This window comes from Pedobacter sp. SYSU D00535 (assembly GCF_017355855.1).
Classification (GTDB): domain Bacteria; phylum Bacteroidota; class Bacteroidia; order Sphingobacteriales; family Sphingobacteriaceae; genus Desertivirga.
This window is the reverse complement of record NZ_JAFEWD010000003.1, coordinates 378011-391275: the sequence shown is the minus strand read 5'-3', so window position 1 is coordinate 391275 and position 13265 is coordinate 378011. Positions and strand designations below refer to the sequence as shown.

Genomic DNA, 13265 nt, shown 5'->3' with positions numbered 1-13265 from the left:
ATGCCTCGTAAATCAACTGCATTAACTAAAGAAGAAATAAGTAGATATACCATCACCTTTTGGAAAATCGTAATTGGAGTTGTAGCGTTTGGTATCATCCTTCTTTTTAGCATCGGACTGGGGCTTTTTGGCCAGTTACCTTCTTTTCGCGATCTTGAAAACCCCAAAAGTAATCTTGCTTCTGAGGTTATATCCGAAGATGGAGAAGTTTTGGGAACATATTTTGTCCAAAACAGATCCAACGTTCGTTACGATCAAATTTCTCCAAATGTAATTAATGCGTTGATCGCTACCGAGGACACTCGTTTTTACGACCATTCGGGTATCGATTTTAAAAGAACTTTCACGATCATCTATTACAACCTGGTCGGAAAAAAACAAGGTGCAAGTACCATTACCCAACAGCTGGCTCTTAATCTTTTTCAGGAAGAGGGCAGATCAAGAAATCCTTTCAAGCGCTTCATTCAGAAACTTCAAGAGTGGATTATTGCGATCAAGCTGGAAAGAAACTACACGAAGGAAGAAATCATCACCATGTATTTAAACACGGTAGATTTCGGCTCCTACAATAGCTTTGGAATTAAATCAGCGGCGAAGACCTATTTCAACACTACACCTGACAAGCTAAAGCCTGAACAGGCTGCTGTACTAGTTGGAATGCTGAAAGGGCCGTCGATGTACTCTCCGGTGCGGAACCCTGAAAGAGCGCTAGCCAGAAGAAATACTGTACTGGAGAACATGCATAAGGCAAGTTTTATCAGCGATTCTGAGGCAGCAGAGCTCAAGCAAAAGCCGCTGGTTCTGGCACTAAATCCTATCGATCATAATGAGGGGGCTGCTCCGTATTTCCGGGCTGTTCTGAAAAAAGAGATTCAGAAAATTTTCGTTGATCAGAAAATTGAAAAAGCGGATGGCACTCCTTACGACTTGGATAGAGATGGACTTAGAATCTATACAACCATCAATTCGAAGATGCAGCGCTATGCAGAGCAGGCGCAGAAAGAATACATACGGGAGCTTCAAAATCAATTTAAGAAACAGTGGAGAGGAAGAAATCCTTTCGCCTTTGAAGAAGCGGAACAGATCCTCGAGCAGGGGATGAAGCGGTCTGACCGCTACCGTCAGATGAAGGAAGAGGGCTTTACCGAAGGTGAAATCCTGGAGAACTTCAAGACGCCGGTTAAGATGTCTGTCTTCACCTGGAAGGGAGAAAAAGATACGACGATGAGCCCGCTGGATTCAGTAAAATATTACAAGTTGATGCTTCGGAATGCAATGATGTCTATGGAACCCCATACTGGCTATGTGCGGGCTTGGGTAGGTGGCATCGACTACGAACATTTCAAGTATGATCAGGTGAAGATGGGCCGCCGGCAAGTGGGATCAACGGCTAAGCCGTTCACGTACGCTGCCGCTATTAACGAGGGATATTCGCCCTGCTATAAAATGCCGAATGAGCCGGTGACCATCAATGGCTGGACTCCCCGCGCTCACAAGCCGATTCCTGGATATATTACTCTTAAAACTGCCTTGGCACATTCCGAAAACTACATTACGGCAAGAGTGATGAAACAGGTGGGAGAAACTGCTGTCTCAACCTTAACCAAAAGAATGGGAATTACCAGTGACGTTCCGGCTTTGCCTTCCATCTGTCTTGGATCCTTTGAAGCTTCCTTGTATGACATGGTGGGTGCGTATTCTGTATTTGTAAATCATGGCGTGTGGACGGAGCCTCTATATCTTCTTAGGATAGAGGACAAGAACGGAAACGTCCTATACGAGAAAAAGCCAAGGGTCGTTGTTGCACTAAATCCTCAGACAGCCTACGCAATGGTGGACATGCTCAAAGCGGTGGTACAACAAGGAACGGGACTAAGACTAAGAGGCCCGCGCTACCGGCTGCTAAATCCAATTGGCGGGAAAACGGGAACCACTCAGAACCACTCTGACGGCTGGTTCATCGGCATCACACCTCAGCTCGTTACCGGAGTGTGGACTGGAGCTGAAGATCGGGCTATCAGGTTTATCAATATGAATCAGGGGGAAGGTGCTAACTCGGCACTTCCGGTATTTGCCTTGTACATGAAGAAAGTATATGCGGACAAGACGCTGAACTATTCTAAAGGAGATTTTGAGCCACCTCAGGGTGGAGGAAGTATTACCATTAACTGCGATGCTTATGCCCCTCGTCCGGCAGCAGCTGATTCAACAGCAGTAACTCCGACACCTGCAGCCAGCACGACAGCTCCAACAACCAAACCTGCGCCCGCACAAAAACCTGCAACAACCACCAAACCTGCGTCACAATCGGCGCGGTTTTAGTGTTTTGAAAGGATAGCGGTATGGAGAAGTTTGACTATAGGGCTGCATTAAAAAAAATTCCTCAAAAACCAGGTGTCTACCAGTACTGGGATGCCCATGGTGAATTGATTTATATAGGGAAAGCGAAGAACTTGAAAAACCGGGTTTCTTCCTACTTCAATAAAGACAATTACAGAATCAATGCGAAGACGAGGGTTCTGGTAAGTAAGATCGCGAATATCACTTTTACTATTGTTGATACCGAGATTGATGCCTGGCTTTTGGAAAACAGCTTGATCAAAAAGCATCAACCGCGGTACAACGTGATGCTTAAAGATGACAAGACCTATCCCTGGATTGTCATCAAAAATGAACCCTTCCCAAGAATCTACTGGACAAGACGTATCGTGAAGGACGGATCTAAATACCTGGGCCCTTATGCATCGGTCAGTATGATGCATACTATTTTGGACCTTGTTAAGGAAATCTATCCTTTGAGAACCTGCAATCTTCCCTTAACAACCGACAATATTGCGGCCGGCAAGTTCAAAGTCTGCCTCGAGTACCAGATCGGGAATTGCAAAGGACCTTGTCAGGCCCTGCAATCGCCAGAAGACTACGAGCAGAATATCGAAGACATCAAAGACATCCTGAATGGGAAAACTGGGGTGGTGATCCGGAAAGTAAAGACTGGTCTAGAGCAGGCTGTAGCAGACCTAAACTTTGAGCTGGCTCATCGCCTGAAAAGGCAATACGACTTGCTGGAAAAATATCAAAGCAAGTCCACCATTGTCAACTCTTCCATTACAGATGTGGATGTATTCAGTATCGCTTCAGATGAAAAGCACGCCTTTGTGAATTTCTTGAAGGTGATGAATGGAACCGTCATTCAAACACAAACGCTTGAAATAAAGAAACGTCTGGACGAAACCGACGCAGAGATTCTAAGCATTGCCATCTCGGAATTCCGTACCCGTTTTAACAGTCACTCGAAAGAGATCATAGTTCCATTTGAATTGGAGCTGGAAGATACAGGCATCCGCTTTACCGTTCCAAAGTTGGGCGAGAAAAAAAAGCTGCTGGACCTTTCTCAAAAGAACGTGAGCTTTTTCATGCGGGAAAAGCTGGACCAGTACGAGAAGCTGAACCCGGAAGTACGCACAGAACGCCTCCTCACGCAGATGATGAAAGACCTGCGGCTAAATACACTACCCCGGCATATCGAGTGTTTTGATAACTCAAACTTCCAGGGAAAGTACCCGGTCTCTGCGATAGTTGTTTTCAAGGATGGGAAGCCGTGCAAAAAGGAATACAGACACTTCAACGTAAAAACAGTAGAAGGCCCTAATGATTTCGCCACGATGGAGGAAGCCGTGTACCGCCGCTATCGGAGAATGCTGGAAGAAGGGAACCCGCTGCCACAATTAGTAGTAATTGACGGAGGTAAGGGTCAGCTTTCAGCAGCGCTGAAAAGCCTGAAGCTGCTCGGGATCGAAACTCAGCTTACGGTGATCGGTATTGCCAAGCGGCTCGAAGAAATCTTCTATCCGGGGGATCAGTATCCTTTATATCTCGACAAGAAATCCGAGACTTTAAAAATAATTCAGCACATGCGGGATGAAGCGCACCGCTTCGGGATTACCTTCCACAGAAGCAAACGCGACAAGGGAACTTTAGCGACCGAGCTGAATAGGATACCCGGAATTGGAAAAACTTCCGCAGAAAAGCTTTTAAAGCACTTTAAATCGGTAAAAAAAGTAAGAGAAGCCACACCAGAAGAGCTGAAAGCCGTTTTGAACACCAAACAAACAGAAGCCGTGCTCAGCTACTTCGACATCAATAAAAAAACTCCCGCCGAATATCCTGAATAGAAATACTTTATAAAGATATCCCGAAAACAAAAATGCCCGGCTAGCTTAACACTAACCGGGCATTTAAATTAGATTTTATCTGTTAATATGACCACAAATCGTGCTCATAATCAAGAAGCTCCTTTTTAACCCTTTCGGATTCGTACAGCTTGTCGATGCCTTGAGCATAATCCTTAATTCGCAGATCCTCAGGGTTCGATTCTTTTACGATATAGCTGGAGAACAAACGCTTCATAAACATGTCGTCGTAACTAAGTCCCGTAGCGTCATTGCTTCTGCTAACCACTTCTTTGGTTACGAATACGTGGCGAGCCTCAGGGAAATAGATCCAGAACGCTGGAACTTCACCCAAATCCTGGCCAGCTGCTTTGATTTTCACCATCGGAGCAATACCGATGATACGGGGCTCGTAAATAGAACGCTGCTTGTCAAAGATCCAGTCCTCTTTCAATTGAAAGCGAACAATACTGTCTGGGTTAAACTCGCCAGCAGACATTCTCGAACCGATCTGCTCTCCGTTTGCGTTGAACTCTGGGATCAATACGCTATCAGCCAGCTTACCCATCACCTGCTCAGGTTTCAAAATGTTGCTGAACTCGTCGCCTGCAGCTCCTTTACCAGGGGTAGCATCGTAGGCCGTGAGTTCACCTGCCATAACAGCTTCCATGATTACATCAATAAGCCTTGATTTAGGAGAAGTAAAAATACTGTTCATTTTCTCCCTCAAATCAATCTCACGCCAGATGCGCTTCTGGAACATCACATCAGCTTCCCGAAGATGTGCATAAGGAGTTACCTTAGCATTCAGGATATTATCCTTTTTAAAGTGGCCGTCCAACGGTTTTTCTGTAGCTACCGAGTTCGGCTTTGTAGAATTATTCAAGTTAGCTTGCTGAGCGAAGGCACCTGTACCAACCACACTTAAGAGCAAAACAAAGCTTATCCTTTTCATAATCATTTTAGTTAGCTGTTAATGGAATAGAGTTTAGCTGTCTGGAACTTCCATCAGGACCTACAGCAATGATGTTATCGAAAATCACACGTGAGCCAGGACCAATTCCAGCAAGCGCAGACCGCATTGCAGCGTTAAGATCGTTTCCGCTACCCTGGATCACAACAGGATCCTGACGAGGTTTCTGTACGATCATCGTAAAGCGAGTAACGTTAAATTTAGCGTCAAACTCGAAGCCTTCAAGTACTGCAAACAGGCTGCTTTGCGCTTTGATTGCAACAGACGGCATTGAACCACCTGTCTTACCAGCGAATTTCGCAATTGGGTCAGGAATACGTTTTACACGGAAATCTGTCGTACCGATTGCTTGAACCTTACCGCCTACATCAGCAGATACGGTTACTTTAGCTGTCCCTGGAGAAGTTACCCTTACTGTATATTCTCCGTTCGTTCCTGAAATGCTACCACCAGACATGCTTACGCGTAAGCTTTCTTTAGGGATACCAGGAGCTGAAATAGATACCGGGTTTGGAACTCCAATGTAGAATACGTTCATCTTAGTTGGCGAAATAGTCGCAGATGGACGTGCTACCTGGTATTTCTGCTCTGGAGTGAAGTATTCTTTCACTGATCCGTCAGTCTGTTTTACCAGGATTCTTCCTTTCCAGGAAAACACCCCTTCTCTTCCGGTATTCACCGAATACATCCCTCTTCCATCTTTAACTGATAGTGGAGATCCATTCACCGTGATAGAAGGATTCGCTTTTGAATCGTAAGCGGTCAAAAAGACTTCTGCCGTGTAGGGCTGACCTTGAATTAAGTAGGAAGTAGGAGCTACTGCTACCGCTGCAAACTTATCCAGGTTCACCACTGCCTGATCCATTTTACCGAACAGCTTCTTGATCACATCAGACTCTGCGTTCTTTACATCCGACTGAATCTTTGTCAAGATCGTCATTGCTGCAGTAAGGGGAGTACCTTCACCGAAGTTATTCTCTTCCCAACTTTTCCGTACGCCGTTTACCAGTTTCTCAGGATCTTTTGCTTCCAGAGAGAATGTTACACTGGCGCGATCTTTTGCATCCAGAAGGGCTAACAACTTCTCACGAGTGTCGTTAATCTGTTGCTTTAACTTCGCACCTTCTTTCTGGTTGATCATAATTCCAGGAGCGATATCTACGTTACCACGTTCAACCAGGTCGCCGCTCGCAGGATCAATACCCTGACCAGCTGTAACGAACTTTTGTTTTAAGGTCTCGATATAGGTGTTTAGATCACCTGCTATCTTTTGCGCTTGTTTCGCTTTCTCGTAGATAGGCTGAGCCCGCTGAGGCTCCTCCTTTAATTTCGTACTTTCAAATGCGGCTACAAGCTGACTAACACTTGCATCCACATTTTTTCTTGAGGTCTCCAAACTGTCATTGATGTTTTTAAAAGCATTCAATATCGTTTCGGAGACGTTTAAGGCGAGCATGGCGAGCAATACCAAATACATGATATTGATCATCTTCTGCCTTGCTGATTCTTTTCCTCCAGCCATGTTTTATTCTATATTTCTTAAAAAAGAATTAAGTTCAACAACAAATAATTAGTAATTTATTTAAACTCTGGGCTGGTTCATTGCTGAGAGCATGTTTCCATAGACCGCATTCAGTGAAGAAAGATTTTTTGCCAGACGGCCTACTTCTTCTTTGAACTGCTTAGAATCATCCATCGACTCGTTAAAGTTTTGCATGGTTAATGAAAGATTCTGATAGAATTTATTCATTGATTTCAAGTGCGCACTTGAGTCTTGCAGCTCCAGTTCGTAGACTGCGTTCAATGCAGATAGATTTTTCGCAAGGTTGTTCACCTGCTCATGGTAAGCTTTTGAATCCACGTTAGTGTTAGCCATTTCTACCAGGTTAGCTGAAGCTTGCTCAAAAGCGTTACTTAATTTATCGAAGCCAGTTGTAGCGGCTTTTACTTTAGATGTAAACTCATTTGTAGTAGTAGCCGCATCAGCTACATTAGAAATTGCAGCAACTTTATCGCCGAAAGTTCTCAAACCTGTACCAAGGCTCTCGATCAATTCAGGACCGATCTTGGCGTCAGCAAGCATTTTATCTAAAGCTGCTGTGTTAGAAGCTGCGGGAGCTGCTGTTGGTCTTGCGCTAACTTTTGGTAGCTCACCATCAAAATCATCAGCTAATTCCGGATATACTTTATGCCAGGCCGGATCTGGTTTTGGTGGGAAAAACCCTGTTAAGAAGAATAGGAAAGCTTCAACTCCAAGACCTACACCGATCATGTAGTTACCCCAAACACCTCCTAAGTGAAGAATTTTAAATAATGCACCAAGGATTACGATTGTTGCTCCCCAAGATATTGCTACGTGCAACCAGTCAAATTTTTTCTTACCTGCCATTTGTTTTTAAAGGTTAATTCTGTAAAAGTTAATTAGATGTTTTTTATTTATGATTTTTTGTTTTTTACCAAGATTACATTCTGTCTCTTATATCTCTTCCAGGGAACTTAGTTACACAACGGAAACCAATGTACGATTTTGCAGTGTCCTGATATTCAAAAGCGCGGGTTGAGTTTTGAAGGAAATAACCAATGTCTTTCCAGGAACCTCCTCTAATCACCTTTCTTTTCATTACTTCCGGATCACTGGCCTTCGCTTCATAATTGAAGGTTGGGTTCAAATCGTGTACGAATGTAGAGGCAGATTCATCGAACGCAGACGCTGTCCACTCAGATACGTTACCTGCCATGTTATATAAACCGAAGTCGTTAGGGAAATAAGATTTCACATTTACTGTAAATGCACCACCGTCGTCGATGTAGTTACCGCGTCCTGGCTTGAAGTTCGCCATCAAACATCCTTTTGCGTTACGGATATAAGGGCCTCCCCAAGGGTAATCGTTTCCGATCCTTCCTCCACGTGCAGCATATTCGAATTCAGCTTCTGTAGGTAGTTCGAACGGAAGGCGACTTAAACGAGGCATTCCACGGCTTTGAGCATATCCTTCATACAATCGTGTACGCCAAACGGTGAATGCACGTGCCTGACGCCAGGTCACTCCAACTACCGGATAATTTTCAAAAGAAGGGTGTGAAAAATAACCCTCTACCAGTGGCTCATTCTGAGCATAGGCAAAGTCCGCTAACCAAACGAGCGTATCAGGATAGATTGCGACAGTATCACGAAGAATGAAGTCTGAACGTTTTTTCGATTTGTCCCCCCGGAAGTTAGCGGCTTCCCGCTGTTTCATAACGGCAAAGTTGTATTTCAACAATCGAACATCCACCTCATTACGATCAAAAATGCGGTCGTCGCCCTGATAATACATATCCTGCAGTTTGGAGGCATTATTCGAACCTTTTTTCTTCCCGCCGCCCCAGATGGCAGAGCCATTACCAACCTTCTTCCAGTCGATAAATTTCTGTCCGTTGGCATTAGCAGAAGCATCTTTTCCTTTTGGCTTGATGTAAAACTGATCATCTTTCAGGTAATCAGTAATAGCGATTGAATCGCGCACCCAGTTTACAAACTGCTTATATTCGCTGTTCGTAATCTCGGTCTCATCCATGTAAAAGGCCTGAACAGTTACCTGCTTATTTTGCGCTATTTGCGCGGCAGTAATGTCCTGGTCGGTTTGCCCCATCACGAAAGTCCCGGCGGGTATGTACACCATCCCCAGAGGAATTTGAGTAGTCTTGATTTTCCTACTTCTCACCCCAATTAACTCACCCCCACCTCCTCTACCACATCCGGTAGAAATCACAGTAATTAAAGCAAGAACGCTAATGTAAATTTTTCTCATCTTACCAATAGATAGTACCCTTCAAAAATTTTTCTAATATAAAATATTGAAAAAATAAAATTATTATAAAATCCGGCATTTGGAAACCTTTCTAACAATCTTTCAGCTAGCCAAATACACAAATTCTCATAACACCCCACTGTTACGTGCAGGGAAAATAAAATGTTACCAGAAACTTTTAATGATAGGAGAAAATAAGCAGGTCATCTTACTTATTAACCTGCTTGATATACTGTTCGATCGCCATAGTCATACTTGGTGCACTAGGCGTAGGTGCGGGAATGTCAACGATAAGGCTTCTGTCCAGAATTGCTTTTTGAGTACTGGCCCCGAAGGCAGCAATGCGGGTATTATTCTGCTGAAAGTCAGGGAAGTTTTTGTACAAAGACTGGATACTCGAAGGACTAAAGAACGCTATCACATCATAAAACACGTCGGCTAGATCTGAAAGATCACTACAAACAGTTCTAAAAAGAACTGCCGGCGTGAAGTCGTATCCGTTCTCCTGCAAAAACTTTTGTGTTTCTTCTGTCGCCACATCTGAACAAGGATACAAAAATTTCTCAGACGCGTGTTTTTTCAATACCTCCGCCAAATCAGCAGCGGTTTGTTTGCCAAAAAATATCTTCCGTTTCCTGTATTGGATGTATTTCTGCAAGTACAAGGCAATAGTTTCAGAGAGACAGAAGTACTTCATTTCTGCGGGTACTTCATACCGCATCTCCTCGCAGATCCTGAAAAAGTGATCAGCTGCATTGCGACTGGTGAAGATAACGGCAGTATAATCAGGTAGGTTTATTTTTTCTTTCCGAAAGTCCTTTGCAGGCACCCCTTCGACGTGAATAAATGAACGAAAGTCGACCTTTACGTTATATTTCTTGGCCAAATCATAATAAGGTGATTTCTCTGTCTCTGGCTTGGGTAAAGTAACCAGTATACTTTTTACTTTTTTCTTTCTAGCATCAGTTGGCTGCATATTTCTCTAGAACCTTAAGGCCTTAACTAAAATCAAAATAGGACAAATTTCGAGGGCACAAAGATAGATAAATAAATAGATTATAGGAAACTTATGCCCTGACAAAATATTGGTAATCGCCCTGAGGAACTGGAAGAAGAAAGTGCAGCCAATCAGCAGAAAAGAGATATAAATATAAAAAGGAGCATAGCGGGCGGGACTAAGACTAAAGGCAATAACAATGGGCAGGAATAACAAGGCCGCGTTGAAATAACTTAAGTAAAGTATTGATACGTATTCCTTCACCATTTTGCGGGCGTCGAAAAGAAAGCCAAGTAACCTTACCACCAGAATTTTCAAAGTATACACCGCAATGACCACTACCGATAGACGCACAAACCAATCAAAGCCGGTGTAGCTGTAGGACAGCTGGAAGTACTTACCGCATTGATAGAGGAAAAGACCAATGGTAAAACCGAAAAGCAGATATAGAAAAACAAAAGGCCAGGAATTGAAAAACCGGTCTTCCTTATTTATCTGCCCTAAAACTCTATTACTGTAAAACGCGTGCATTATTGAATTCAGCTCCTTAGCAAACAAGTTCCGGAGAATGGCAAAGAAACTCAGTAGTAGGAAAATTATGGCGATAACCCAAACCTCGCCCTTTTTACGAAGAGAACCCTCCATATAACGCTTTTCCTTTTTAGGGAATTTCGCAGCCCAAGCGGCGAAATCGAGGTTCTTCACCTGGTACTCCTCCATCAAACTGTCGAGAAACCGGTTAGGCCTATTCGGATCCGGCCGCTTAATCCATACCAGTGCCAGAGAATCTCCGATGGCCTTTAAAGAATCCTGCGCCCGCTGAATAGAATCTTTTCGGGCCTGCCGAAGAGCCAGAGCAGTTGAATCGAGGTAGACAGGGCGTCTGTATATTTGACGCGGTTGTGAGGTCGCGTCCTGCGCAGAGTCGGTTTGCGCTATACTACTGAGTGCTGACAGTAGTAGAAGCAGGGACAAAACAAACCATTTATGCGACATCCGGATGAAAGTAAAGTGCTTTTCGATCTACAAATTTAGAAGAATATCACGTTGTTTTTGAACTACTGTTAAAACGGCTCAAAACACAGGTTTAGTTTGTACCAAAAGGGCTTAAGCGATCGTTTTCCTCGCTATTTCCCGGATAATTTCATCCAGTTCCTCACCGCTGCGCCCCAGCAGCGCCAGTAATTCGGGCAAGCTCTCCTGGTCTGAATGCTTCACGGCCTCAATAAGGCCCAGTATATTAGCAAGCGGTTTACGGATATGGTGAGAGTTTATCTGGGCAATCTCCCTTAACAGCTTGTTTTGTTTTAATATCTGCTGTTGATGTTCTTTTATCCTGGTAATATCCTGCAGAGCGCCTACCATCCGAACGGCCCGTCTTTCGGAATCCCTGATGATGTAACTACTCTCTACTATATGCGCATAAGTGCCGTCCGCTTTTCTCCAGCGGTACTCCGCCTGCCAGTAGCATTTATCTTTATCGCCAAGTACACATTGCAAAGACGAATTTATAGATTCTAAATCGTCAGGGTGAAGCCGCTCCACCCACCAGCTAATGCAAGTAGTATCTTCCTTATACCCAAGCACTTTTTCGAATCCCTCGCCCCAGAACAACTCGTCGTGGACGATATCCCAATCATAAATGGCGTCGTTGGCAGCCATCGTTGCATAGCGATGACGTTCACTACTAAGTTGCAAATTCGTCCGGGTTTGCTGACTTTGTAGTATGATCTTCAGGATTGTAACTGCCCGGCTAATAAGCACTTCGTCAGACTCATCAGGTCTTTTAACAACATCCTGATGAACAGCCAAAGTGGCAACAACCTCCTCACTTTCATTTATTATAGGATACGACCAACAGGAACGAATGTTGATGCTAGCCAAAAAATCTTTAAGAGTGCTGGTGGCAGGATGTTGGTTGACGTCCTCTACAATTACAGCTTGTTTATAAAAGGCTGCAGCTCCACAAGCACCCCGATCAGGCGTAATGCGAAACTCATTTCGCTGCCCATCCCTTAAAACCGCAGGCAACTCATTCTCTTCAAACAGCGGAATAAGATGTGTACGATGTCTGTTCACCAAATTCACATCAAATTTCATGTGCGTAAACAATTTGGATAAACCCTGCAAGTACCGCCCCACTATTGCGCTTGTGGAATAAGTGGAGCATGTATTCATTTCCAGCACCTCCAGCTCTAGCTCCAGGTTGAGGTTCTGAATCATCAGTTCAGTAACATCCCTTGCGTTTGCCACAATTCCCCGAATAGAGGGGTCGTGCAACCTGTTAGTAGCTACAGTACTTAAATAGCGCCAGGAACCATCCGCGTGTCGGAAACGAAACGTTGGAACCTTAACTCGATCAGAATCTAAGACCTTTTGAAAATTTGCCAGAAGCATCTGCAGATCATCAGGATGGGTTAAATCAAAAGGGGTCTTTTCAACTAAGTATTCTGCTGTATATCCTAGTCGGGAAACATTAGAGCTGGCATAGATATATTTCCCCTCAGCATTTAATATGAGGATAAAATCGGTCCCTTCTTCAACCAAACCTCTGAAACGCTGTTCACTTTGTATCAGTAGCTCCTCTTGCTTTTTCCGTTGTACCGCATTTCGCCCTATACAAAATACAGCCTGTCGCTCTTCCGACCAGTTAGCCGACCAAACAATAGAGATCACTGATCCGTCTTTTCTAAAGTACCTGTTTTCAAAGTTAGTGATTTCTGCTCCAGCCAAAATCTCGCGGGCTGTGGCTTTTGTCGCGGCCAGGTCTGGTGGGTATACGAATTCATTAGAAGCTTTGCCAATCACTTCTTCGGCGCTATATCCCAAAACACTCTCAACAGCCTTATTCATGGACAAAAACGTCCCTTCCGCACTAATAGAGCAAATGATATCAACAGTAGAATCAAGAATAGTCTGGAGTTCTTTATTGGACTGGCAGAGTCGCTTTGCCAGTTCCTTCTCGTGGGTAACGTCTCTTGCTGATGCGTAAAAATACCCGTCATCAGCCAAAATTACTTTACCCCAGGAAAGCCACTTTATAGCTCCACTAGCAGTTAAATATCGGTTCTGAAAAATTTCCGGGGGATTTCCAGGATCCTTATAAGCGCCGAGGGTAGTGTCAGCATCACCTGGATAAATAAAGCAAACGGCAGGTTTAGAAAGCAGCTGTTCTTCTGAATAGCCAAGTATATTGCAGAACGCAGGATTTACTTTTTTAAAGTATCCATCTGCACCCACAACACAGAAAATATCGCTGGCTAATTGAAAAAAATCTTCTACTTTCAATACCTATCTACTTAAATACACGATGATGCAGCGGTTCCACTAATCCG

At 44.0% G+C, this 13265-nt stretch carries 9 protein-coding genes; 2 read left to right on the top strand and 7 right to left on the bottom strand.

The genetic code is table 11. The features are described 5' to 3' along the window. Together J4N23_RS09715 and uvrC are read left to right on the top strand one after the other, a co-directional pair. Complete coding sequence (locus J4N23_RS09715) at positions 1-2322, top strand: transglycosylase domain-containing protein (RefSeq protein ID WP_207426789.1); 2322 nt, start codon at positions 1-3, stop codon at positions 2320-2322. A gap of 20 nt (positions 2323-2342) precedes the next feature. Further along, positions 2343-4172 carry an excinuclease ABC subunit UvrC gene (gene uvrC / locus J4N23_RS09710; RefSeq protein ID WP_207426788.1) on the top strand — a complete coding sequence of 610 codons (1830 nt, stop codon included), beginning with the start codon at positions 2343-2345 and terminating at the stop codon, positions 4170-4172. An 82-nt stretch (positions 4173-4254) separates the two neighbouring features. Here the strand turns inward: uvrC and gldN are convergent, their stop codons facing one another. From gldN to J4N23_RS09675, 7 genes are all read right to left on the bottom strand, one after another. After that, entirely contained in the window at positions 4255-5124 is an 870-nt protein-coding gene (gldN, locus tag J4N23_RS09705) for a gliding motility protein GldN (protein WP_207426787.1), read from the bottom strand. Positions 5125-5131: 7 nt separating this feature from the next. Then, complete coding sequence (gene gldM, locus J4N23_RS09700; protein ID WP_207426786.1) at positions 5132-6664, bottom strand: gliding motility protein GldM; 1533 nt, start codon at positions 6662-6664, stop codon at positions 5132-5134. Positions 6665-6724: 60 nt separating this feature from the next. Next, a complete protein-coding gene (gene gldL, locus J4N23_RS09695) occupies positions 6725-7531 on the bottom strand; it encodes a gliding motility protein GldL (protein WP_207426784.1) in 807 nt (268 codons plus the stop codon). Positions 7532-7604: 73 nt separating this feature from the next. Further along, positions 7605-8933 carry an SUMF1/EgtB/PvdO family nonheme iron enzyme gene (locus tag J4N23_RS09690; RefSeq protein WP_207426783.1) on the bottom strand — a complete coding sequence of 443 codons (1329 nt, stop codon included), beginning with the start codon at positions 8931-8933 and terminating at the stop codon, positions 7605-7607. A gap of 208 nt (positions 8934-9141) precedes the next feature. Then, positions 9142-9909 (bottom strand): uroporphyrinogen-III synthase, encoded by a 768-nt coding sequence (locus J4N23_RS09685; protein ID WP_207426775.1) that lies wholly within the window; start codon positions 9907-9909, stop codon positions 9142-9144. A gap of 6 nt (positions 9910-9915) precedes the next feature. Next, entirely contained in the window at positions 9916-10926 is a 1011-nt protein-coding gene (locus J4N23_RS09680) for a DUF4271 domain-containing protein (protein WP_207426773.1), read from the bottom strand. A gap of 111 nt (positions 10927-11037) precedes the next feature. Then, positions 11038-13218 (bottom strand): PAS domain S-box protein, encoded by a 2181-nt coding sequence (locus tag J4N23_RS09675; protein ID WP_207426771.1) that lies wholly within the window; start codon positions 13216-13218, stop codon positions 11038-11040. Between the last annotated feature and the right edge of the window lie 47 nt (positions 13219-13265).

Bases quoted from the DNA above. Each gene is read 5' to 3' on its own strand.
- J4N23_RS09715 (WP_207426789.1), top strand. From the start codon at position 1: ATGCCTCGTAAATCAACTGCATTAACTAAAGAAGAAATAAGTAGATAT.
- uvrC (WP_207426788.1), top strand. From the start codon at position 2,343: ATGGAGAAGTTTGACTATAGGGCTGCATTAAAAAAAATTCCTCAAAAA.
- gldN (WP_207426787.1), bottom strand. From the start codon at position 5,124: ATGAAAAGGATAAGCTTTGTTTTGCTCTTAAGTGTGGTTGGTACAGGT.
- gldM (WP_207426786.1), bottom strand. From the start codon at position 6,664: ATGGCTGGAGGAAAAGAATCAGCAAGGCAGAAGATGATCAATATCATG.
- gldL (WP_207426784.1), bottom strand. From the start codon at position 7,531: ATGGCAGGTAAGAAAAAATTTGACTGGTTGCACGTAGCAATATCTTGG.
- J4N23_RS09690 (WP_207426783.1), bottom strand. From the start codon at position 8,933: ATGAGAAAAATTTACATTAGCGTTCTTGCTTTAATTACTGTGATTTCT.
- J4N23_RS09685 (WP_207426775.1), bottom strand. From the start codon at position 9,909: ATGCAGCCAACTGATGCTAGAAAGAAAAAAGTAAAAAGTATACTGGTT.
- J4N23_RS09680 (WP_207426773.1), bottom strand. From the start codon at position 10,926: ATGTCGCATAAATGGTTTGTTTTGTCCCTGCTTCTACTACTGTCAGCA.